This window comes from Streptomyces panacea, from assembly GCF_040560175.1.
GTDB classification, from domain to species: domain Bacteria; phylum Actinomycetota; class Actinomycetes; order Streptomycetales; family Streptomycetaceae; genus Streptomyces; species Streptomyces panacea.
Genome location: NZ_JARJHW010000065.1, coordinates 1 through 21,473, shown reverse-complemented (window position 1 = coordinate 21,473; position 21,473 = coordinate 1). Strand labels below are relative to the sequence as shown.

Below are 21,473 nucleotides of genomic sequence, written 5' to 3'. Positions count from 1 at the left end.
GCCCGGTGGTCGGGTGCGCCGTGCTGGTGTGCGCGGGGGTCGTGTGCAGGGAGGTCATCTGTCACTCACATCCGGAAGACGCCGAAGCCGGGGGCGGTGCTGTCCTTCTGGGGAAGCGGGGCGTTGGCGCAGGCCGTCAGCGCCAGACCCACCACCTGACGGGTCTCCAGCGGATCGATCACCCCGTCGTCCCAGAGCCGGGCCGTCGCGTAGTAGGCGTTGCCCTGCGTCTCGTACTGCGCGCGCACCGGGTCCTTGAACGCCTCTTCCTCCTCGGCGGGCCACTGATCGCCGCGCCCCTCGATCTGGTCGCGCTTGACCGTCGCCAGGACGGACGCGGCCTGCTCGCCGCCCATCACCGAGATCTTGGCGTTGGGCCACATCCACAGGAAGCGGGGGGAGTAGGCGCGGCCGCACATCGAGTAGTTCCCCGCGCCGTACGAACCGCCGACCACGACGGTGAGCTTCGGCACGCGCGCGCACGCCACGGCGGTCACCATCTTCGCGCCGTGCTTGGCGATGCCGCCCGCCTCGTAGGCCCTGCCGACCATGAACCCGGAGATGTTCTGGAGGAAGAGGAGCGGGATGCCTCGCTGGTCGCACAGCTCGATGAAGTGCGCGCCCTTCTGGGCCGATTCGGAGAACAGGATGCCGTTGTTGGCGACGATCCCCACCGGGTGGCCGTGGATCCGGGCGAAGCCGGTGACCAGCGTCGTACCGAACTCGGACTTGAACTCCGCGAACCGCGAACCGTCCACGAGCCGCGCGATGACCTCACGGACGTCGTACGGCGTGCGCGAGTCGACCGGCACCGCCCCGTACAGCCCCATCGGGTCGACCTTCGGCTCCTCCGCCGGCTCGACCCGCCAGGGCAGCGGGCCGCGCCCGGGAAGCGTCGAGACGATCGTGCGGACGATGCGCAGCGCGTGCGCGTCGTCCTCGGCGAGATGGTCGGTGACCCCCGACGTACGGGAGTGGACCTCGCCGCCGCCCAGCTCCTCGGCGGTGACGACCTCGCCGGTCGCCGCCTTCACCAGCGGCGGACCGCCCAGGAAGATCGTGCCCTGGCCGCGGACGATCACGGCCTCGTCGCTCATCGCGGGCACGTACGCGCCGCCCGCCGTGCAGGAACCGAGGACGGCCGCGATCTGCGGGATACCGGCGCCTGACATCCGCGCCTGGTTGTAGAAGATCCGGCCGAAGTGGTCACGGTCGGGGAAGACCTCGTCCTGCATCGGCAGGAAGGCGCCGCCCGAGTCCACGAGATAGACGCACGGCAGTCTGTTCTCCAGCGCGACCTCCTGGGCGCGCAGATGCTTCTTCACCGTCATCGGGTAATACGTCCCGCCCTTGACCGTGGCGTCATTGGCGACCACGACCACCTCACGGCCACTGACCCGGCCGATCCCGGCGATCACCCCCGCCGCGGGCGCCTGGCCGCCGTACATGTCCTCCGCCGCCAGCGGGGCCAGCTCAAGGAAGGGCGAGCCGGGATCCAGCAGGGTGTCCACCCGGTCGCGGGGCAGCAGCTTCCCGCGCGCCACGTGCCGGGCGCGGGACTTCTCACCGCCGCCGAGCCGGGCGGCGGCGAGCCGGCCGCGCAGCGCGTCCGAGAGCTCCTGATGCCCCGCCTCGTTGGCGCGCCAGACCTCGGACGCCGGGTCCGCGGCGCTCGCCAGCACGGGTGCCTGCTGCATCGGTCGAGCTCCCTTGCTCGGTTAATGAGCGTTAACGTATCCCTCTCAGGTTAACGACCGCTAACCGTCCTGTCTAGAATGGATTTCCATGAGCACCAGGACCGCGGCACCGACGCGCCGCGAGCAGATCCTCAACGAGGCCGCCAGGCTCTTCGCCGAGCGCGGTTTCCACGGGGTGGGCGTCGACGAGATAGGGGCGGCCGTCGGCATCAGCGGGCCGGGCCTGTACCGCCATTTCGCGGGCAAGGACGCCATGCTCGCCGAGCTGCTCGTCGGCATCAGCGGCCGGCTGCTGGACGGCGGCAGGCAGCGGGTGGCGGCCTCGACCGGCGACCCGGCGGCCGTGCTCGCCTCGCTGATCGACGGCCATATCGACTTCGCCCTGGACGACCGCCCGCTGATCACGCTCCACGACCGCGAACTGGACCGCCTGAGGGACAGCGACCGCAAACTCGTACGGCAGCTCCAGCGGCAGTACGTGGAGTTGTGGGTCGGCGTCGTGCGCGAGATCCACCAGGATCTTCCCGAGCCGGTCGCCCGCGGCGCCGTGCACGCCGTCTTCGGCCTGCTGAACTCGACGCCCCATCTGAGCCCCACCGGCCGCGGCACACCCCGGCGCGCGGTCGCGGAAACGCTCCTGCGCCGCCTGGCGCACGGCGCGTTCGCCGCCCTCGGCGAGGAGGACGGCGCGGCGCGTCTTTAGAAGGCGGTCCGCTTTGGAAGGCGGTCCGCCGGCCCGCCGCGGCGGGCGTCAGACCGTGAGGTCGGCCAGCTCCCTGGCCAGCGTCTCCACCGGCTGGAACGTCGCGCCGAGCAGCGCCACGTGCTTCCAGTGCAGCGTGCCGTCCGGCGCGATCAGGAAGACCGCGCGGCGCAGCCCGATCCCGGGCGCGGCGATCCCGAACGCCCGCGCCACCGTCCGCTCGGTGTCGGCGAGCAGCGGGATCCGCAGGCCGTACTTACGGGCGAACGCCTCGTGGCTGTCGACGTCCTGCGGGCTGACGCCCCACACCTCGGCGCCGAGGTCGGTGAACGTCTCCAGACCGCTGGAGTACGAGCACAACTGCTTGGTACAGACGCTGGTGTCGTCGCCGGGGTAGAAGGCGAGGACCAGCGGGTGGCCCCGCCGCTCGTCGAGGCGGTACTCCCTCCGTACGAAGGTGTCGTCCCCGTCGAGCACCCCGCCGGGCAGGGCGAAGTTCTCCACCGGACGGCCGAGGCCGGGTGATGCTGCCACAAGAGGCTCCCTTGCTGGTTCGGGTGCACCGCTGTCCGGGCACCCCGCTCGTCACGCACGTGTCGTCGTCTTCGTCGTCTTTGTCCTGGTCGTCTTCCGGTCTGTGGTCCCGTCGTCATCTTCGGCGCCGACGCCGCCTCGGATTGCGCCCGGTACGTCCAGTCACCGGGACGAGCGGCACCGCGCGTACATCTGACGGCACAATGGGCTCATGCCGATACCCAGCCGCGAAGCTCTCGTCGACCACCTCGTCCGCACGCGCATCGCCGGAGACGTGGCCACACCCAGGGACAACAACCTCTCCCACTATCGCAAGCTCGCCAACGGCGACCGCCACTTCTGGCTGGGCCTGGAGCTCGGCGACCGCTGGACCGACGAGCAGGACGTGCTCGCCGTGATGGCCGAGCGGTGCGGGGTCAACGACGACCCGGAGCACCGGCACGGCCAGGACACCATCGACCCCGAGCTGACCGTCGACGCCCTGGACCGGATGGCGGCGCGGCTGCGCAAGGCGGCGGCGGGCCGCGAGAGCGTGCTGTTCGCGACCGGGCACCCCGGTGGCCTGCTGGACGTGCACCGGCAGACGGCGGACGCGCTGCGGCTGGCGGGCTGCGAGATCATCCGGATCCCCGGCGGCCTCACGGCCGACGAGGGCATGCTCTTCCAGTTCGCGGGCGTCGCGATGCTGGAGCGCGGGGCGACGCTCTGGCACACCCACTCGCCCGAGCCGATGCGGGCCATCCTGGACGGCCTGGAGCGCGACGGCAGACCCCAGCCGGACCTGGTGCTCGCCGACCACGGCTGGGCGGGCTGCGCGGGCCAGCGGGGTCTCGACTCCATCGGGTACGCGGACTGCAACGACCCGGCCCTGTTCATCGGCGAGGCGGAGGGCACCCTCCAGGTGACGGTCCCGCTGGACGACCACGTCACCGACCCGCGCTTCTACGACCCGATGACGGAGTACCTGCTGAACGGGGCCGGCCTCACGAACACCGTCTGAGCCCCACGGCGGCGCACTCTCCCAAGGACGGCACGCACCCCCACGAGCGGTACCGGGGCACGAGCGGTCCCACGGCACCACAGCAGCCCGGCGCTGAGAGCAGCGGCCGGGCTCAGTCGCGCCCTGCCCCGGGCCCGCCGGTCCCACCGTCGCCGGGTTCCCTGGGTACACGCATCACGCCCTCCTGGATCACCGAGATCGCCAGCCGCCCGTCCCGCGTGTAGATCCGGGCCTGCCCCAGTCCCCGGCCACCGGACGCGGACGGCGACGTCTGGTCGTACAACAGCCACTCGTCCGCGCGGAAGGGACGGTGGAACCACATCGCGTGGTCCAGGCTCGCCCCGACGATGTCACCGGTCGCCCAGCCGCCCCTGCCGTGCGCCAGCAGCACCGAGTCGAGCAGCGTCATGTCGGAGACGTACGTCGCCAGGCAGACGTGCAGCAGCGGGTCGTCGGCGAGCTTGTCGACCGTGCGGAACCACACCTGCGAGCGGGCCTCGCGCGGCTGCCCGGCCGTGGCGTACGGCGGGGCGTCCACGTACCGCAGATCCACCGCGGCGCGCGCGTCCACAAGCCGGTCGGCGACGGACGGGTCGACGAACCGCTCCGCGTAGCGCGGCAGCAGTTCGGCCGCCGTCGGCAGAGTCTCCGGGTCGGGCGCCGGCGGCATCCCGGCCTGGTGCTCCAGGCCCTCCTCGTGACTCTGGAACGACGCCGAGAGGTGGAAGATCGGCTGACCGTGCTGGACGGCCACGACCCGGCGCGTGGTGAAGGACCGGCCGTCACGGATGCGGTCGACCGTGTAGACGATCGGCGCGCCGGGGTCGCCCGCGCGCAGGAAGTACGCGTGCAGGGAGTGGGCCGGCCGGTCGGCGGGGACGGTACGGCCCGCGGCCACCAGGGCCTGCGCGGCGACCTGGCCGCCGTAGACGCGCGGGATCGCCGCGGAGCGGCTGAGACCGCGGAAGATGTCCTCCTCGATCCGCTCCAGGTCGAGCAGGTCGAGGAGGGACTCCAGTGCGTTCATGGTGCTGATCGCTTACGGCCTTACAGGCCCATGGACTTGGCGATGATCATCTTCATGACCTCGCTGGTGCCGCCGTAGATGCGGTTGACGCGGTTGTCCGCGTACAGGCGGGCGATCGGGTACTCGTTCATGTAGCCGTAGCCGCCGTGCAGTTGCAGGCACTTGTCGATCACGCGGTGCGCGACCTCCGTACAGAACAGCTTCGCCGACGCGGCCTCGGCGGCGGACAGCTCGCCCGCGTCGTGGGCTTCGAGGGCGCGGTCGCAGACGGCCTCGGCGGCGTCGACCTCGGCCTTGCAGGCGGCCAGTTCGAACTTGGTGTTCTGGAAGGAGGCGACGGTCTTGCCGAAGACGGTGCGGTCCTGGACGTAGTTCTGCGCGAACCGGATCGCGGCCGACGCCTGCGCGTACGCGCCGACGGCGATGCCCAGGCGCTCCTGCGGCAGATTCTGGCCGAGGTAGGAGAAGCCCTTGTTCTCCTCGCCGAGCAGATCGTCGACGGGCACCTGGACGTCGCTGAAGGACAGTTCGGCGGTGTCCGAGGACTTCAGGCCCAGCTTGTCGAGCTTGCGGCCGACCGCGTACCCCTCGGACTTGGTGTCCACGACGAAGAGCGAGATGCCGTGCCTGCGGTCCTCCGGGCTCGGCGGGGCGGTGCGGGCGCAGACGATGACGCGGTCGGCGTGCACGCCGCCGGTGATGAAGGTCTTCGCGCCGTTGAGGACGTAGTGCGAACCGTCTGCGGAGAGCTTGGCCGTGGTCTTCATGCCCGCGAGGTCGGAGCCGGTGCCGGGCTCGGTCATGGCGATGGCGTACATGCTCTCGCCGGTCACGAAGCCGGGCAGCCAGCGCTTCTTCTGCTCCTCGGTGGCGTACGCCTTCACATACGGCAGGCAGAGCGCGACATGCACGCTCGAACCTCCGAAGGAGACGCCCGCGCGGGCGCACTCCTCGGAGACGATCGCCTGGAACTTGAAGGACTCCTCGCCCGCGCCGCCGTACTCCTCCGGCACCTCGATGCCGAAGATGCCCAGCTCGCCGAGCTTGTAGTAGAACTCACGCGGGACCAGGCCCTCGGCGTACCACTCGTCGTAGACGGGGACGACCTCGGCCTCGATGAAGGCGCGGAGGGTCTCCCGGAACGCCTCGTGGTCCTCGTTGTAAACGCTACGGCGCACGGAAGCCCTCTCCTTCGGTCTGAGCGGTCTGAGTCGTCTTGTCTAAGCGCTTGCTCAGCCCAAGTTACCGGGGAGTTCGCGCAGGTGTCCAGACGCCCAGGGGGTTGCGGGCGTCACAGCCTCCTGGGGAGACGGCCCCCGGCAGGTCCGGGCTCACAGCCACCGCAGTGCGAACCACAACTCCATCCGTACGTCCGCCTCGTCCAGGTCCGCGTCCAGCAGCGTCGCGCAGCGGGCGATGCGTTGGCGCACCGTGTTGCGGTGGACCGTCAGGGCCACCGCCGTGCGGTCCCAACTGCCGTGCAGCGACAGCCAGGTGCGCAGGGTCTCGGTGAGCGCGGGGGAGTCGGTGAGGGGGGAGAGGCGGGCACGCGCGTGGGCCGCGGCCTCTTCAGGAGGGAGGAGCGCCGTCAGGGCGTTCGGGTCCGGCTCGTGGTGGCGGACGAACGTGGTGCGGGTCGCCTCCGCGCGGCGCAGCGCGCGTGCCGCCCGGGCGTCGGCCTCGGCCAGCGCGGCCGGTGCGGCCGGCGCGCTCACCCCGAGCGTCCAGCCCGGCTGGGCGGTGACCGGGCGGTCGGTGAGGACGCGGATCGTGGCGCCGTCCGTCTCGGCCAGGGCGCTGCCGAGCGCCGCCGCCAGCGCCGACGCGGCGAAGGGCGTGTCGCCGCCGCGCGCGTGGACGACGGTCCACGGGCCGGGCCCGAGCAGCGGCGCCGCCTCGGTGGGTGTGGCGCCCAGCAGGAGCTGTACGAGCGCCGCCGAGCGCGCCGCCTCCGCCGCACCCTGGTGCGGCGCCGTGAGCAGCGACAGCAGGACGACCGCCGCGCCCGTGACGGTGTGGTCCCCGGCCTCCCGGCCTCCGGCGGCGACGCCGAGGACCAGGCCCTGGCCGCCGCCCAGCGCGTACGCGGACAGGCGCGCGCCCCCGACGGTGTCGGCGGCCGTGCCGTGCGGCGGGTTCACCACGCGCGACAGCCGGACCAGCGCCGTACGGGATCCGGGCGCCGGGTCCCGGCCCGTGGCGTGCAGTTCCGCGCCGTCGGGGGCGAACAGCACCGCACGGCCGCCGAGGCGGACCGCGAGCTGGCGCAGCACCGCGGGGACCGGGTCGGGGCGGGCGGCGGCAGCCGCGAGGCCCTGCTGCGCCTCGGTGACCCGGCGCAGTTCGCGGTGGCGGGCCTCGGCCATCAACCGCCACACCCCGCGCGCCACGGTGGTGAACGGCGTGCGCCGGGGGATCTCCAACAGAGGCAGCCCATGGAGGTCACACGCCTCGACCAAGCCGGCCGGGACCGTGTCGTACACCGGCGCGACCCCGAAGCCGAGCGCCGTGGCGCCCGCCTCGACGACCCTCCTCACATAGGTGTCGGCGTGCGCGTCCGTGAGCTGTACGCCCGCCGTCAGCAGCAGCTCACCGCCGAGCAGGTACGGATACGGATCGGCCATCTCCGAGGTGTGCACCCAGTGGACGGCCACCCCCTCCGTACGGGCGTCCGGCAGACCCGCGATCAGGCGCAGGCCGAGCGTGCCGTCCGCGAGCAGTGCGGCCAGCGGGACCGGCGGGGTGGGCGGAGCGGAGGGTTCCGGCATGGACGGTCCATCCATCGGCGGTGGAAAGAATGGATGAAACGTACACTTCAGCGTTCCTTTCCGGCCACCTACCGTCGACTCGCACAACACCGGACCCGACCGGACCCGACCGGACCCGACCGGACCCCCGGTATCCCCCGGAGTCGATCAGGAGGAAGCCCCATGGCTGTGGACTACGCGGTGATCGTCGTCTATCTCGCCGGCATGCTCGCCATGGGCTGGTGGGGCATGCGCCGCGCCAAGTCCAAGAGCGAGTTCCTGGTGGCGGGCCGCCGGCTCGGCCCCTGGATGTACTCCGGCACCATGGCCGCCATCGTCCTCGGCGGCGCCTCCACCATCGGCGGTGTCGGCCTCGGCTACCAGTACGGCCTCTCCGGCGCCTGGATGGTCTTCACCATCGGCCTCGGGCTGCTGGCCCTGTCGGTGTTCTTCTCCGCGCGTATCGCCCGGCTGAAGGTCTACACCGTCTCCGAGATGCTCGACCTTCGGTACGGAGGACGCGCCGGCATCATCTCGGGGCTGGTCATGTGGGCCTACACCCTGATGCTCGCGGTCACCTCGACCATCGCGTACGCCACGATCTTCGACGTCCTCTTCGACATGCACCGCACCGTCGCGATCATCCTCGGCGGGGCGATCGTGGTCGCGTACTCGGCGCTCGGCGGCATGTGGTCGATCACGCTCACCGACATGGTGCAGTTCGTCGTCAAGACGATCGGTGTGCTGCTGCTCCTGCTGCCCATCGCCGTCGTGAAGGCGGGCGGCTTCAGCGAGATGAAGGCGAAGCTTCCTACGGAGTACTTCGACCCGCTGGGCATCGGCGGCGAGACGATCTTCACGTACGTGCTGATCTACACCTTCGGCATGCTGATCGGGCAGGACATCTGGCAGCGCGTGTTCACCGCGCGCGGTGACAGGACCGCCCGCTGGGGCGGCACCGTCGCCGGTACCTACTGTCTCGTCTACGCGATAGCCGGAGCCGTCATCGGCACCGCCGCCAAGGTCCTCTACCCGACGCTGCCGAGCGCCGACGACGCGTTCGCCACCATCGTCAAGGACGAACTCCCGCCGGGCGTAAGGGGACTGGTGCTCGCCGCCGCCCTCGCCGCCGTGATGTCGACGTCCTCGGGCGCGCTGATCGCCTGCGCCACCGTCGCCAACAACGACATCTGGGCGCGGCTGCGGGAGCTGGTCGGGCAGCGGGACGGGCGGTCGGACGCCGTGGGGGAGCGGGACGAGGTGCGGGACAACCGTGCCTTCATCCTGGTCATGGGCCTCGCCGTCATCTGCATCGCCATCGCGCTCAACGACGTCGTCGGGGCACTGACCGTCGCGTACAACCTCCTTGTCGGCGGCCTGCTGGTGCCCATCCTCGGCGGCCTCCTGTGGAAGCGCGGCACCGTGCAGGGCGCGCTGGCCGCGATGATCGTGGGCGGACTGTCGGTGGTCGGCCTGATGACCGCGTACGGCATCCTGGCCAACGAGCCCATCTACTACGGCCTGATCGCCTCGCTGGCGGTCTACGTCCTCGTCAGCCTGGCGACGAAGCCGACGGACGCGGCCGTGCTGGCCGCGTGGCGCGCCCGACTCGCGGGCGAAGGGTCGGCGGGCACGGCGGGCACGGATGGCACGGCGGGCACGGACAAGACCGACGGGGCCGGGGACGGTTCCCGGGAGCCGTCCCTGCCCACCGGAAGCACGAGCTGAGCCCCGCGCGGCCCCGACCGCGCCCACCGGCGGCGCCGCTGTGAGCGGCTGTCAGTGGCTGGGGTCATGCTGGATACGTACACGCACCACGAAAGGGCTCGACGAGCATGAGCAGCGCAGCAGGACCCGACACCCCCGGTACCGGAGCGGCCGAGAGCCAGGAGAGCGGCCCGCGCGGGCCCGTCGACTCCTCCCGCGTGCCCCGGTATGCGGGACCCGCCACCTTCGCCCGGCTGCCCAGGCTGGACGAGGTCGGGGCCGCCGGCGTCGCCGTGGTCGGAGTGCCCTTCGACAGCGGGGTGTCCTACCGGCCCGGCGCCCGCTTCGGCGGCAACGCGATCCGCGAGGCGTCCCGGCTGCTGCGCCCGTACAACCCCGCCCAGGAGGCGTCGCCGTTCGCGCTCGCGCAGGTCGCCGACGCGGGTGACATCGCCGCCAACCCGTTCAACATCAACGAGGCCGTCGACACGATCGAGGCGGCGGCCGACGACCTGCTCGGCACCGGCGCGCGCCTGATGACCCTCGGCGGCGACCACACGATCGCGCTGCCCCTGCTGCGCTCGGTCGCCAAGAAGCACGGCCCCGTCGCGCTGCTCCACTTCGACGCGCACCTCGACACCTGGGACACGTACTTCGGCGCCGAGTACACCCACGGCACCCCGTTCCGCCGGGCCGTCGAGGAAGGCATCCTCGATACGGAGGCGCTGTCGCACGTCGGCACACGCGGGCCTCTGTACGGAAAGAAAGACCTGGACGACGACCACCGGATGGGCTTCGGCATCGTCACCTCCGCCGACGTCATGCGGCGCGGCGTCGACGAGGTCGCCGACCAGCTCCGGCAGCGCATCGGGGACCGCCCGCTGTACATCTCCATCGACATCGACGTGCTCGACCCGGCCCACGCGCCCGGCACCGGCACACCCGAGGCGGGCGGGCTCACCTCGCGCGAACTCCTCGAAATCCTGCGGGGACTGGCCTCCTGCCACCTCGTCTCCGCCGACGTGGTCGAGGTCGCCCCGGCGTACGACCACGCGGAGATCACCTCCGTCGCCGCCTCCCACACGGCGTACGAGCTGACCACGATCATGTCCCGCCAGATCGCGGAGGACCGCGCGAAGTGACTCACGACCACCACCACGAGATCCCCCGGTACACCCCCGAGCAGACCGCACAGGCCCTGAACCCGCCCGCAGGGCGCAACGGCGGCGACCTCGTCGTCGAGACGCTCCACGGCCTCGGCGCCACCACCGTCTTCGGCCTGCCCGGCCAGCACGCGCTCGGCATGTTCGACGCGCTGCGCCGCTCGGACCTCGACTACATCGGGCTGCGCGTCGAGAACAACGCCGGATTCGCCGCCGACGCCTACGGCCGCGTCACCGGCGAGGTCGCGCCCCTGCTGCTCTCCACCGGGCCGGGCGCGCTGACCTCACTCGCCGCGCTCCAGGAGGCCGCCGCGGCGTCCTCGCCCGTGCTCGCGATCTCCAGCCAGATCCCGTCGGCGGGCCTCGGCGGCGGCCGGCACGGCTATCTCCACGAACTGCGCGACCAGCAGGCCTCGTTCCGCGACATCGTCAAGTCCGTCCACCTCGTCCGGGCGCCCTCCCAGATCCCGTCCGCCATCGCCGCCGCGTGGGAGTCCGCGCTCACCGCGCCGCACGGACCCGTCTGGGTCGAGATCCCGCAGGACGTCCTCCTCAAGGAGACGACGCTGCCGCTCGTCACCGCCGTCGACGCCACCCCGCGCGAACTGCTGCCGCGCCCCGAGCTGATCGCCGTGGCGGCGCACGCCCTGTCGCACGCGGAACGCCCCGTGATCATCGCGGGCGGCGGAGTCGTACGAGCGGACGCCGCGGGCAAGCTGCGGGCCCTCTCCGAGAAGCTTGCCGCCCCCGTCGTCACCACCTTCGGCGGCAAGGGCGCGTTCCCCTGGGAGCACCCGCTGTCGCTCCAGTCCTGGCTGGAGGACCGGCACACCACCGACTTCCTGGAGGACGCCGACGTCGTGCTGGTCGTCGGCTCCGGGCTCGGCGAACTGTCCTCCAACTACTACACGTTCCAGCCGCGCGGCCGGGTGATCCAGATCGAGGCCGACCTCGGCAAGCTGGAGTCCAACCTCCCTGCGCTGGGCATCCACGCCGACGCGCGGGAGGCGCTGTCCGCGCTGCTGGAGTCCGTGACCGGCAGAGAGGGCGCCGAGGCCGCGCGGGACGCCGTCCGTACGGTCCTGGCGAAGGTACGCGCCCGGCTCGACGCCCAGGACCTGGAGCTGGAGCAGCGGGTGCTCGCCTCCGTACGGGAAGCGCTGCCCGCCACCTCGCCCAGCTTCTGGGACATGACGATCCTCGCCTACTGGGCCTGGTCCGCCTGGCCCGGACCGATGCACTCCGGCCAGGGCGCCGGCGGTCTCGGCTACGGCTTCCCGGCGGCCCTGGGCGCGGCCGCGGCCGACGTCACGAAGCCCGTCCTCGCGGTCTCCGGCGACGGCGGTGCGATGTACTCGATCGCCGAGCTGGCCACGGCCCGGCAGTACGACCTCCCCGTCACCTGGCTGATCGTGGACGACGGCGGCTACGGGATCCTGCGCGAGTACATGACGGACGCCTTCGGCGAGACCACCGGCACCGAGCTGGCCCGCCCGGACTTCGTCGCGCTCGCCGAGTCCTTCGGGGTGCCCGCGGTCCGTACGACCCCCGAAGCGCTGCGGGAGGATCTGTCCAAGGCGCTGGCGGCCCCCGGCCCGTCGGTGGTCGTGCTCCCGGCGCTCCTGAAGCTGTTCGCCCCCACACACCTGGCCGGCGAATAAGCGAGGCGGCCACTCGGTCATCAGTCCCAGGGCGCGCCCGCGAAGCCGCGCCGTCCCGCTCGCGGGCCGGGCGGGACTTCGCGGACACGCCCCAGTCCCTCCGGCGAGCGCGTGGGTCCGGCGACGGGTATTTGTTGCAGCGGGATGAAATCCGCACGTGGGCGCGTTGATGCCTTCCGGCAGGGGGTCCACGGGGGACGCCCGCGTACCGACAAGCGGCAGGGCAACGGAGGGCGGCGACAGTGGCGGCGGAGCGAACGGACCCCGAGAGCAGGGAGCCAGGCGACAGCGGGGCGGGCACGACCCGGACGGACGAGAGAGCGGACCGGAAAGCGGACCGGAAAGCGGACCGGAAAGCAGACCTGAGGGACGCCGGCTGGGCCCGGCGCCTCGTCGGCTACGCCTGGCGCTACCGGCTCAACGTGAGCCTCGCCCTCGGCTCCTCACTCGCCGGCATGGCCGTCATGGCCCTCGTCCCGCTCATCACCAAGGTCGTCATCGACGACGTCATCGGCACCGGCACCCGGTCCATCGGCGTCTGGACCGGCCTTCTGATAGCCGCCGCCGTCGTCATCTACGCCATGACGTACATCCGCCGCTACTACGGCGGACGCCTCGCCCTGGACGTCCAGCACGACCTCCGTACGGAGATGTACGGCACCATCGCCAAGCTCGACGGCCGCCGCCAGGACGAACTGTCCACCGGACAGGTCATCGGCCGCGCCACCAGCGACCTCCAGCTCATCCAGGGCCTGCTCTTCATGCTGCCGATGACCATCGGCAACGTCCTGCTCTTCGTCATCTCCCTCGTGATCATGGCGTGGCTGTCGCTGCCCCTGACCCTCGTCGCACTCGCCGTCGCCCCCGCCCTCTGGTACATCGCCCGCCGCAGCCGGACCCGGCTGCACCCCGCCACCTGGTACGCCCAGTCGCAGGCGGCGACCGTCGCGGGAGTCGTCGACGGTTCCGTCTCCGGCGTACGCGTCGTCAAGGGCTTCGGCCAGGAGGACCAGGAGACCGGCAAGCTGCGCGCCGCCAGCCGCAAACTGTTCGCGGGCCGGCTGCGTACGATCAAGCTCAACTCCCGCTACACCCCCGCCCTCCAGGCCGTACCGGCGCTCGGGCAGGTCGCGATGCTCGCGCTCGGCGGCTGGCTCGCCACGCGCGGCCAGATCACCCTCGGCACGTTCGTCGCCTTCTCCACCTACCTCGCACAGCTCGTCGGCCCCGTCCGGATGCTCGCCATGGTCCTGACCGTCGGCCAGCAGGCCCGCGCCGGCGTCGAGCGGGTCCTCGAACTCATCGACACCGAGCCCTCGATCCAGGACGGCACGAAGGACCTCCCGACAGACGTGGAGGCGTCGGTCGAGTTCGACGACGTGACGTTCTCCTACGCGGACGGCCGCACCGTCCTCGACGGCTTCTCGCTGGAGATCCGCCCCGGCGAGACCGTCGCCGTCGTCGGCTCCTCCGGCAGCGGCAAGTCCACCGTGTCGCTGCTCCTGCCGCGCTTCTACGACGTGACGCACGGCGCCGTCCTCGTCGGCGGCCACGACGTACGCGAACTGACCCTCGACTCACTGCGCGCCGCCATCGGGCTCGTCCCCGAAGACAGCTTCCTCTTCTCCGACACGGTCCGCGCCAACATCGCCTACGGCAAACCCGACGCCACCGACGAGGAGATCGAACGCGCCGTCCGCGCCGCCCAGGCCGACCGTTTCATCGCCGACCTGCCCGCCGGGTACGACACCACCGTCGGCGAACAGGGCCTGACGCTCTCCGGCGGCCAGCGCCAGCGCATCGCCCTGGCCCGCGCCATCCTCACCGACCCCCGCCTGCTGCTCCTGGACGACGCCACGTCCGCCGTCGACGCCCGCGTCGAGCACGAGATCCACGAGGCGCTGCGCTCGGTGATGGCCGGCCGTACGACGCTGCTCATCGCCCACCGCCGCTCCACCCTCGGCCTCGCCGACCGCATCGCCGTGCTCGACGCGGGACGGCTCGCCGACATCGGCACCCACGACGAACTCCAGGAACGGTCCGCCCTCTACCGCAAGCTGCTCACCGACCCCGACGAGCTGGGCGGCGTGTCCCCGGGCCATGTCCCGGCCGTCGTCGGGGGCACATCGCCGGAGGACGACCGCACCGTCCAGGAGGAGCTGGACGCCGAGTTCGACGCGGAACGCGGCATCACCCCCACCCTGTGGGAACGCGAGGAGGCGCCCGCCGAGGAGTCCGCCGCGCCCGGCGCGACCCCCGAACTGCTCGCACAGGTCGAGGCGTTGCCACCGGCCACCGACGTTCCGTCGATCGACGAGGCCCGCGCCGTCGACTCCGAGTCGTCCTACGGGCTGCGCCGGCTGCTGCGCGGCTTCGGCCCCCCGCTGGCGGCCAGCCTCGCGCTCGTCGCCGTCGATGCCGGAATGGGCCTGCTGCTGCCGGTCCTGATCAGGCACGGCATCGACGAAGGCGTCGGACAGCTCGCGCTCGGCGCGGTATGGGCCGCGTCCCTGCTCGGCCTGCTCGTCGTCACGGTCCAGTGGATCGCCCAGATCGGCGAGACGCGGATGACCGGCCGCACCGGTGAGCGCGTCCTGTACTCGCTGCGCCTGAAGATCTTCGCGCAGCTCCAGCGGCTCGGACTCGACTACTACGAGCGCGAGTTGACCGGCCGCATCATGACCCGTATGACGACGGACGTCGACGCCCTGTCGACCTTCCTCCAGACCGGGCTCGTCACCGCCTTCGTCTCCGTCGTCACCTTCTTCGGCATCCTCGTCGTGCTGCTCGTCATCGACGTGGAGCTGGCGCTGGTGGTCTTCGCGACGCTGCCCGTGCTGATCGTCGGCACCGTCTTCTTCCGGCGCAAGAGCGTCAAGGCGTACGAGCTGGCGCGCGAGCGGATCAGCGTCGTCAACGCCGACCTCCAGGAGTCCGTGTCCGGGCTGCGCATCGTCCAGGCCTTCGGGCGCGAGAAGGACGGCGCGGCGCGCTTCGCGGGCCGCAGCGACCACTACCGGCAGGCGCGGGTGCGCGGCCAGTGGCTGATCTCCATCTACTTCCCGTTCGTCCAGCTGCTGTCGTCGGTGGCCGCCGCGGCCGTACTGATCGTCGGCGCGGGCCGGGTGGAGGCGGGGACGCTGACGACCGGAGCGCTCGTCGCGTACCTCCTCTACATCGAGCTGTTCTTCGCGCCCGTGCAGCAGCTGTCGCAGGTCTTCGACGGCTATCAGCAGGCCACGGTCTCGCTGGGGCGCATCCAGGAGCTGCTGCGTGAGCCGACGTCCACGGAGGCGGCGAAGAAGCCGGTCGATGTGCCGTCGCTGCGCGGCGAGATCGCCTTCGAGGACGTGCACTTCGCGTACGGCACCCTGGAGGGCGGCCTGGCGGAGGGCGGCGGCGCCGGCGATCCGGACGAGGCCGCCGTACCGGCGAAGGCCCCGGTCCAGCTGGTCAAGGCCCCGGTCCGGGAGGAGACCGCCCTCATGGGCATCAACCTCCGTATCCCGGCCGGGCAGACGGTCGCCTTCGTCGGCGAGACGGGCGCGGGCAAGTCCACACTCGTCAAGCTCGTCGCCCGCTTCTACGACCCGACGTCCGGGCGCGTGACGGCGGACGGCACCGACCTGCGCGACCTGGACATGACCGCGTACCGGCACCGGCTCGGCGTCGTACCGCAGGAGGCGTACCTCTTCGCCGGTACGGTGCGCGACGCCATCGCCTACGGGCGGCCGGGGGCCACCGACGCCGAGGTGGAGGCGGCGGCCCGCGCCGTCGGCGCGCACGAGATGATCGCCACGCTGGACGGCGGCTATCTGCACGAGGTCGCCGAGCGGGGCCGTAACCTCTCCGCGGGTCAGCGGCAGTTGATCGCCCTGGCCCGCGCGGAGCTGGTCGACCCGGACGTGCTGCTCCTGGACGAGGCGACCGCCGCGCTCGACCTCGCCTCCGAAGGGCTGGTCAACCAGGCGACGGACCGGCTGTCGGGGCGGCGCACGACGCTGGTCGTCGCGCACCGGCTGACGACGGCGGCGCGCGCCGACCGGGTGGTCGTGATGGACCACGGCCGGGTCGTGGAGGACGGCACGCACGCTGAACTGCTCGCGCTGGACGGCTCGTACGCCCGGCTGTGGCGCAGCTTCATCGGCGAGCAGCGGCCCGAGGGCGAGCGTGCCATCGTCGCCGGGGCGTGACGGCGGGTCCGGACCGGCAGGGTGTGACGGCGGGTTCCTACGGAGGCGCTCACCACCGCAAGGTGGGGGCGCCGTCCGCGTCGAGGGTCTCGGCCAGCAGGTCGGCGTAGCGGCGCAGATCCTCGTGCCAGCCGACGAAGGACGCGAAGTCCCGCATATGGACGGCGAGTCGCAGGGTGGCGGCGCGGGCGGTGCCGGGCGGCAGCTCCGCGGCGGCGTCCCGCGGACCGTCCTTCGTACGGAGGTAGCCGGCGAGCAGGGCGCGGGCCGCGACCGGATAGTCCACCGGCGGGCCCTGGCCGGCGGCGCCGAGACCGCGCGTGGCGGCGGAACGCAGCTCGTGCAGTTCGCCGAGGACCCAGCCGAGGTCGAGCGCCGGGTCGCCGCCGGTGACCTCTTCGCCGGTGAGCAGGACGCTGTCACCGGCAGGGGAGGGGACCAGCCAGCCGGTGCTCGGGGCGCCGTGCAGCAGGACCGCTCCTCCCCTGCCGGGTGGTTCCTGGGCGGCGGCGGTCCATTCGGTCAGCCGGGTCCACAGGCGGGGGCCGAGCCGGTCGTGGGCCAGGGCGCGCAGCCGGGCGCCGTCCCCGTCGGGAGCGGCCCCGGAGACCCAGGCCAGCAGCCGCCGTACGCCGTGGTGCGGCGGTACGGGCTCCCCGAACTCCCACGGCACCTCGTGCAGCCGCCGCAGCGTCCCGCCCACGTCCGCCAACGCCCGTACGGAGAGCCGGTGGGCGGTCTCGTCACCGGAGGGCAGCAGCCGGGCGACCGAGACGGCGCCGGGTACCCGGTACACCACGCCGCCCTCCTCGGAGGGCGCCTCCCACTCGCCGAGGGCGAGCCGCGCACCGGAGCCGTCGCGCGCGACGGCGGCGTCCACCCGACGCAGCGCGACCCCGGCCGCGGGCGAGGGAGGCACCTGCGGCCGGTCGTGGGCCGGTCCGGGGACGCGCAGCCAGCTGAATCGGGCGTCGCCGTGGTACCGCACACTGATCCGCAGATACCGGGTGCCGTACTCGCGTACGGTCACGGATCCGGCGGCCCCCGCGGGCCGTACCGCGGCGGGGACCGCCGGGGCGCCGGCCTGGTCAGCCACGGCCGTCCCGCCGGCGGACCGCTTCGACGATCTCCCGCGCGTCCTTGAGAGCGGCGGCCTCGCCCTCGGTGAAGAGGACGCCGCCGCAGTTGAGGATCACCTCGTCCACTCCGGCGTCCCTGTACTCGCCGAGCACGCCCGCGATGTGGTCGGCGGAGCCGTACACATAGGTCCCGCTGTCCACCAGGGAGACGGCACCCGCCCGCGGGTCGGCCGGGTCGGCCGCGACTCCGGCCCGGCGCAGCATGTCCGTGTAGTGGTCGGCGGCGAGGTGCCCGGCGGCGGCGGTGTGCGCCAGGACGTACGGGTCCCGCTTCGGCCGGTCGACGGCGACATGGACGACGGTCGCGACCCGGCACCGGGAGTCCCGTTCCTTGGCGCCCTCGTCCAGGGCGGGGATCAGGGTCTCGGCGAGATAGCCGGGCGGGGTCATCCAGGTGATGGCGACATCGGCGACACCGCCCGCGGTGCGCGCCATGTTGGGGCGCAGCACGCCCACCCCGACCTCCACGCGCGGGTGTTCCATCGGCATCAGGCGTCCGCGCAGCGCGTGGTAGTCACCGGCGTGGTCGACGATCTCGCCGTCCAGCAGGGAGCGGACCGTGCGCAGATACTCCGCGGCCATCGTGCGGGGGCTGTCGTACGGCCGCCCGTTCAGGCTCCGTACGAAGGCGGGCGCGCCGACGCCGTAGCCGGCCACCACCGGGTGACCCGTCGTCAGGGCCAGCGAACGGGCCTGGAGGGCGGCCTCGTACGGGTGGCGCAGCGGCATCAGGGTCACGCTGGTGCCGACCGGGACGCGGACCCCGGCGCCGGCCAGATGCGCGAACACCTGGTGCGTCTCCACCTTGAGCGACTGGCCCATCCATACGCGGCGCGCGTCGCCGTCGCGCACCAGCTCGGCGTAGGGACGGACGGTCTCGGTGGTGTCCGGCATGCTCGGTACGAGGATGCTCGGCAGCGTGGACCGGTCGGAGGCGTCGGTGGTCACGAGGCAGCACACCTTCCCTGATAGCTGATAGCTGATAGCTGTGACTTTGGCTGTTTGCGGTAGCTGTGTGGGCGATTGCTCCGGCCGCCGCGCCTGGCGCGCGGTGCCTGTTGCTCACTGTATCTGTTGTCGTTCCTTGACGGAATGTTGTGTTTCCCTTATCTTCTTCGTATGAGCCCAGTGAGTCATCGCGAGGGATCGCCGATCTACAACCAGCTGAGAGTCCTGCGCGCCGAGCGCGGTCTCAGCAGGGTCGCGCTCGCCGGCTCGGTGGAGGTCCACCCGCAGACGATCGGTGCCATCGAGCGGGGCGACTACTTCCCGAGTCTCGATCTGGCGTTCCGGCTCAGCGACGTGTTCGGACTTCCGGTCGAGGCGATCTTCAGCCGTAAGCCATTCGTCCCGCTCTCCGCCCAGCTGTACAACAAGGAGGAACGCTCGTGACGCCGCACCAAGGTTCCGACGAGACGGCGACGGTGGCCCGGGGTCCCCTGCGGCCGATGGCGATCGCGCTCGGCGCGCTCAGCGTGGCGATGGTGGTGCTGTCACAGATCTCGGACGGCAACGCCTTCTCCGACTCCTGGTGGCTCGTGGCCTTCGTCGTCTGGCTGATGCTGTGGGGCATGCTGCGCTCGATGACCCGCGGCCTGGCCGAACGGCCGGTGGCCGGGCTCGACGAACGCGAGCGGGTCGTACGCAACCGGGTCGTGTTCATCGGATACCAGTGCGCGGTCGGCGCCGGCATGGCGGTCGTACTGGTCATGGTCGCCTTCCAGAACGAGCCCGACGTGATCGAGCGGATTCCCGCGCTGCTCACCACCTTGATGCTGACCTCCGCCGCGCTGCCCTCGATGCTCCTGGGGCTGTCCGGTATGGACGGCGAGGACAGCGAGAGCTTCCGGGACGAGTAGGGCGGGTAACACGGTGAGGCGGGTGCCCACCGATTGCGGCGGTGGGCACCCGCCCTGTTCGCGTCGTGCGTCATGCGTCATGCGTCGTGCTGTGGTGCGTGGTGCGTCGCGCTCAGACGGTTACGCGGTTCAGCAGGAGTGGTCGAACGTGTTGTCGATCGACACGGCCGAGATGGCGGACGCGGCGGAGATGCACGCGGCCGACGAGGTCACCGTGACGGTGATGGTCGCGCCGGGCGCCTCGACCGCGGCGACGATCTCGTCGGCGTCGGCGTAGCTGGTGTAACCGCTGATCAGGGACTGGGTGTTCATTGCGACTCCTTGAGAGATTCGAACGACTCGAACGTTTCGGATGAGCGGTGAACGGTGACCGGATCGGCGAGTGCCGACCGTCGCCGGTTCAGCAGGAGTGGTCGAAGGTGTTGTCGATCGACACGGCCGAGATGGCGGACGCGGCGGAGATGCACGCCTGCGACGAGGTCACCGTGATGGTGATGGTGCCGCCCGGGGCGTCCACCGCGGGAACGAGCTCCTCGGCGTCGGCGTAGCTGGCGTAGCCGCTGATCAGGGACTGAGTGTTCAAGGCAACTCCCTTGGACGATAGCGAGAATGAACGGTGACCGGATCGGCAATTGGGGAATCACGCTCTCCGGCTGTGCCAGCACCATTCCGCCACCGGTGCCGCGCTGGCAATGGAGTTGACCGCTTTCGGACACTGACCGCTTTCGGTCAACGGGCCCCGTTGAGCCCGTAGTTGACCCCGTCTATGCTCGCCCGGATGACCCGGAATCAGCTGCGCCGCCTGGTATTGGACAACGGTCTGCGGGTGCTGCTCGCACCCAATCCGACCGGCGCGTCAATCGGCGTCGCCGTGCACTACGGAGTGGGTTTCCGGACCGAGCCCAAGGGGCACACAGGTCTTGCCCATCTCTTCGAACACCTCATGGTCCAGGGCGGCCGCGGAAGCCCACCCGGCGGATACCTGCCCCAGGTACAGCGCGCCGGCGGCCTGGGAGACGCCAAGACCCGACAGGACCTGACGGTTTATTACGCCGCGGCTCCCGCGGGCGCGTTGGAAATGCTGCTCGATCTTGAAGCGGACCGAATGCGTTCACCGCGTATTTCCCCGCGGAATCTACGCACACAGACCGCGGTGATTGACGAAGAGATACGTCTCATGGTGCGCAATCGTCCGTACGGCGCTTTTCCCTGGGTGCTGCCGCGTGCCCTGCACACCCGCGCGGAAAACGCGCGGGACGGATACGGCGAGACCGTCGATCTGGCCGCCCTCGACATCCCGCTGTGCGAGCGATTCTTCATCGACCACTACGGTCCCGGAAATGCCCTGGTGACGCTGACCGGCGCGTTCGACCCGGACACGGCGGAACGCCTCGTACGCCGCTGCTTCGAGCCTCTGCCGGCCCGTCCCACGGTGGCCGCGCCGGTCGCCCCCGAACCGGAACCCCGGGCGGGGGCAGAGCTGTCGGTCACCGACCCGCACGCCGGGCTGCCCGCCGTGGCGGTGGGCTACCGGATGCCGGATCCCGTGACCGAGCGCGCCGACTACCTCGCGTACCTCGTCCTGGCGGCGCTGCTGGGGCAGGGCAGACACGCGCTGCTGCGCCGGGGGCCGGGGGCGCCGACCGGGGTGTCGAGCCTGTCGGTGGGCTGCGGGCTGTTCGGGCTGCCGCTGGACACGAGGGGGCCCGACCTGCTGACGCTGTTCGCCGTGTACGGAAGCGGGAGAGGCGGGGGAAGCGGGAGAGACGGGGACGCCGGGCGGGTCACCGACGCGCTGGACACCGTGCTGACGACCCTCGCCGAGAGCGAGGTCGACGCCGGGCTGCTGCGCGCCACCACCGCCCGCTGGGCATCCGGGGCGCTGCGCGAACTGGGCGACCCGGGCACCCGGGCCCAGCTCCTCGGCGCGCGGGAAATGCTCTTCGGCGAGGCCGAGTTGACCGAACGGCTGCCCGAGCTGATACGGACCGGGGTGACCGGCGAACAGGTGAGCCGGGCCGCCGCCCGGCTGCGCGCCTCGCA

At 71.8% G+C, this 21,473-nt stretch carries 18 protein-coding genes; 9 read left to right on the top strand and 9 right to left on the bottom strand.

The annotated features are described in order from the left end of the window. Positions 1–65: 65 nt before the first annotated feature. On the bottom strand, positions 66–1,697 hold the full coding sequence (locus tag P3L51_RS17485; protein ID WP_354606173.1) for a carboxyl transferase domain-containing protein: 1,632 nt from the start codon (positions 1,695–1,697) through the stop codon (positions 66–68). An 88-nt stretch (positions 1,698–1,785) separates the two neighbouring features. Between P3L51_RS17485 and P3L51_RS17480 the strand changes: the two genes are divergently transcribed. Next, complete coding sequence (locus P3L51_RS17480; protein ID WP_354606172.1) at positions 1,786–2,400, top strand: SACE_7040 family transcriptional regulator; 615 nt, start codon at positions 1,786–1,788, stop codon at positions 2,398–2,400. Positions 2,401–2,448: 48 nt separating this feature from the next. On the opposite strand, the gene P3L51_RS17475 is transcribed toward P3L51_RS17480, so the two are convergent. Then, entirely contained in the window at positions 2,449–2,934 is a 486-nt protein-coding gene (locus tag P3L51_RS17475) for a peroxiredoxin (protein ID WP_354606171.1), read from the bottom strand. A 211-nt stretch (positions 2,935–3,145) separates the two neighbouring features. On the opposite strand from P3L51_RS17475, the gene P3L51_RS17470 reads away from it, so the two are divergent. Continuing rightward, positions 3,146–3,934, top strand: a complete 789-nt coding sequence (locus tag P3L51_RS17470; protein WP_354606170.1) for a phosphatase — start codon at positions 3,146–3,148, stop codon at positions 3,932–3,934. Between the two features lie 112 nt (positions 3,935–4,046). Here P3L51_RS17470 and P3L51_RS17465 read toward each other — a convergent pair whose 3' ends face one another. From P3L51_RS17465 to P3L51_RS17455, 3 genes are all read right to left on the bottom strand, one after another. Next, positions 4,047–4,961, bottom strand: a complete 915-nt coding sequence (locus P3L51_RS17465) for an acyl-CoA thioesterase (protein ID WP_354606169.1) — start codon at positions 4,959–4,961, stop codon at positions 4,047–4,049. A gap of 20 nt (positions 4,962–4,981) precedes the next feature. Then, on the bottom strand, positions 4,982–6,139 hold the full coding sequence (locus tag P3L51_RS17460; RefSeq protein ID WP_354606168.1) for an acyl-CoA dehydrogenase family protein: 1,158 nt from the start codon (positions 6,137–6,139) through the stop codon (positions 4,982–4,984). A gap of 153 nt (positions 6,140–6,292) precedes the next feature. Next, positions 6,293–7,729 (bottom strand): PucR family transcriptional regulator, encoded by a 1,437-nt coding sequence (locus P3L51_RS17455; protein WP_354606167.1) that lies wholly within the window; start codon positions 7,727–7,729, stop codon positions 6,293–6,295. A 162-nt stretch (positions 7,730–7,891) separates the two neighbouring features. On the opposite strand from P3L51_RS17455, the gene P3L51_RS17450 reads away from it, so the two are divergent. The 4 genes from P3L51_RS17450 to P3L51_RS17435 all read left to right on the top strand — a co-directional run bounded on the left by P3L51_RS17450 (position 7,892) and on the right by P3L51_RS17435 (position 16,432). Continuing rightward, positions 7,892–9,436, top strand: coding sequence for a sodium:solute symporter family protein (locus tag P3L51_RS17450; RefSeq protein WP_354606166.1), 1,545 nt, complete (start codon positions 7,892–7,894; stop codon positions 9,434–9,436). A gap of 107 nt (positions 9,437–9,543) precedes the next feature. Next, the gene (speB, locus tag P3L51_RS17445; protein ID WP_354606165.1) at positions 9,544–10,557 is read left to right on the top strand and encodes an agmatinase; all 1,014 of its coding nucleotides are present in this window, start codon (positions 9,544–9,546) and stop codon (positions 10,555–10,557) included. Further along, a complete protein-coding gene (locus P3L51_RS17440; RefSeq protein ID WP_354606164.1) occupies positions 10,554–12,239 on the top strand; it encodes a thiamine pyrophosphate-binding protein in 1,686 nt (561 codons plus the stop codon). The genes speB and P3L51_RS17440 overlap by 4 nt, the downstream gene beginning before the upstream one ends. Positions 12,240–12,601: 362 nt before the next feature. Continuing rightward, entirely contained in the window at positions 12,602–16,432 is a 3,831-nt protein-coding gene (locus P3L51_RS17435) for an ABC transporter ATP-binding protein (RefSeq protein WP_354606184.1), read from the top strand. 49 nt (positions 16,433–16,481) lie between these two features. Here the strand turns inward: P3L51_RS17435 and P3L51_RS17430 are convergent, their stop codons facing one another. Next, positions 16,482–17,528, bottom strand: coding sequence for a phosphotransferase family protein (locus P3L51_RS17430; RefSeq protein ID WP_354606163.1), 1,047 nt, complete (start codon positions 17,526–17,528; stop codon positions 16,482–16,484). After that, positions 17,521–18,519: an LLM class flavin-dependent oxidoreductase gene (locus tag P3L51_RS17425; protein ID WP_354606162.1), complete on the bottom strand. Its 999-nt coding sequence runs from the start codon at positions 18,517–18,519 to the stop codon at positions 17,521–17,523. Before P3L51_RS17425 ends, P3L51_RS17430 begins: the two co-directional genes overlap by 8 nt. Before the next feature lie 171 nt (positions 18,520–18,690). Here P3L51_RS17425 and P3L51_RS17420 point away from each other — a divergent pair, with 171 nt between their 5' ends. Further along, positions 18,691–18,963 carry a helix-turn-helix transcriptional regulator gene (locus P3L51_RS17420; protein ID WP_354606161.1) on the top strand — a complete coding sequence of 91 codons (273 nt, stop codon included), beginning with the start codon at positions 18,691–18,693 and terminating at the stop codon, positions 18,961–18,963. Next, positions 18,960–19,430: a hypothetical protein gene (locus P3L51_RS17415; protein ID WP_354606160.1), complete on the top strand. Its 471-nt coding sequence runs from the start codon at positions 18,960–18,962 to the stop codon at positions 19,428–19,430. The genes P3L51_RS17420 and P3L51_RS17415 overlap by 4 nt, the downstream gene beginning before the upstream one ends. 129 nt (positions 19,431–19,559) lie before the next feature. Here the strand turns inward: P3L51_RS17415 and P3L51_RS17410 are convergent, their stop codons facing one another. After that, positions 19,560–19,742 carry an LxmA leader domain family RiPP gene (locus P3L51_RS17410; protein ID WP_354606159.1) on the bottom strand — a complete coding sequence of 61 codons (183 nt, stop codon included), beginning with the start codon at positions 19,740–19,742 and terminating at the stop codon, positions 19,560–19,562. 88 nt (positions 19,743–19,830) lie between these two features. After that, positions 19,831–20,013, bottom strand: a complete 183-nt coding sequence (locus P3L51_RS17405) for an LxmA leader domain family RiPP (RefSeq protein WP_354606158.1) — start codon at positions 20,011–20,013, stop codon at positions 19,831–19,833. Positions 20,014–20,208: 195 nt separating this feature from the next. Here P3L51_RS17405 and P3L51_RS17400 point away from each other — a divergent pair. Further along, on the top strand, positions 20,209–21,473 hold a 1,265-nt coding region (locus P3L51_RS17400), incomplete at its 3' end, for a M16 family metallopeptidase (protein WP_354606157.1).

Coding starts and splice junctions, on each gene's coding strand:
- P3L51_RS17485 (WP_354606173.1), bottom strand. CDS start 1,697: ATGCAGCAGGCACCCGTGCTGGCGAGCGCCGCGGACCCGGCGTCCGAG.
- P3L51_RS17480 (WP_354606172.1), top strand. CDS start 1,786: ATGAGCACCAGGACCGCGGCACCGACGCGCCGCGAGCAGATCCTCAAC.
- P3L51_RS17470 (WP_354606170.1), top strand. CDS start 3,146: ATGCCGATACCCAGCCGCGAAGCTCTCGTCGACCACCTCGTCCGCACG.
- P3L51_RS17465 (WP_354606169.1), bottom strand. CDS start 4,961: ATGAACGCACTGGAGTCCCTCCTCGACCTGCTCGACCTGGAGCGGATC.
- P3L51_RS17455 (WP_354606167.1), bottom strand. CDS start 7,729: ATGCCGGAACCCTCCGCTCCGCCCACCCCGCCGGTCCCGCTGGCCGCA.
- P3L51_RS17450 (WP_354606166.1), top strand. CDS start 7,892: ATGGCTGTGGACTACGCGGTGATCGTCGTCTATCTCGCCGGCATGCTC.
- speB (WP_354606165.1), top strand. CDS start 9,544: ATGAGCAGCGCAGCAGGACCCGACACCCCCGGTACCGGAGCGGCCGAG.
- P3L51_RS17420 (WP_354606161.1), top strand. CDS start 18,691: ATGAGCCCAGTGAGTCATCGCGAGGGATCGCCGATCTACAACCAGCTG.
- P3L51_RS17410 (WP_354606159.1), bottom strand. CDS start 19,742: ATGAACACCCAGTCCCTGATCAGCGGTTACACCAGCTACGCCGACGCC.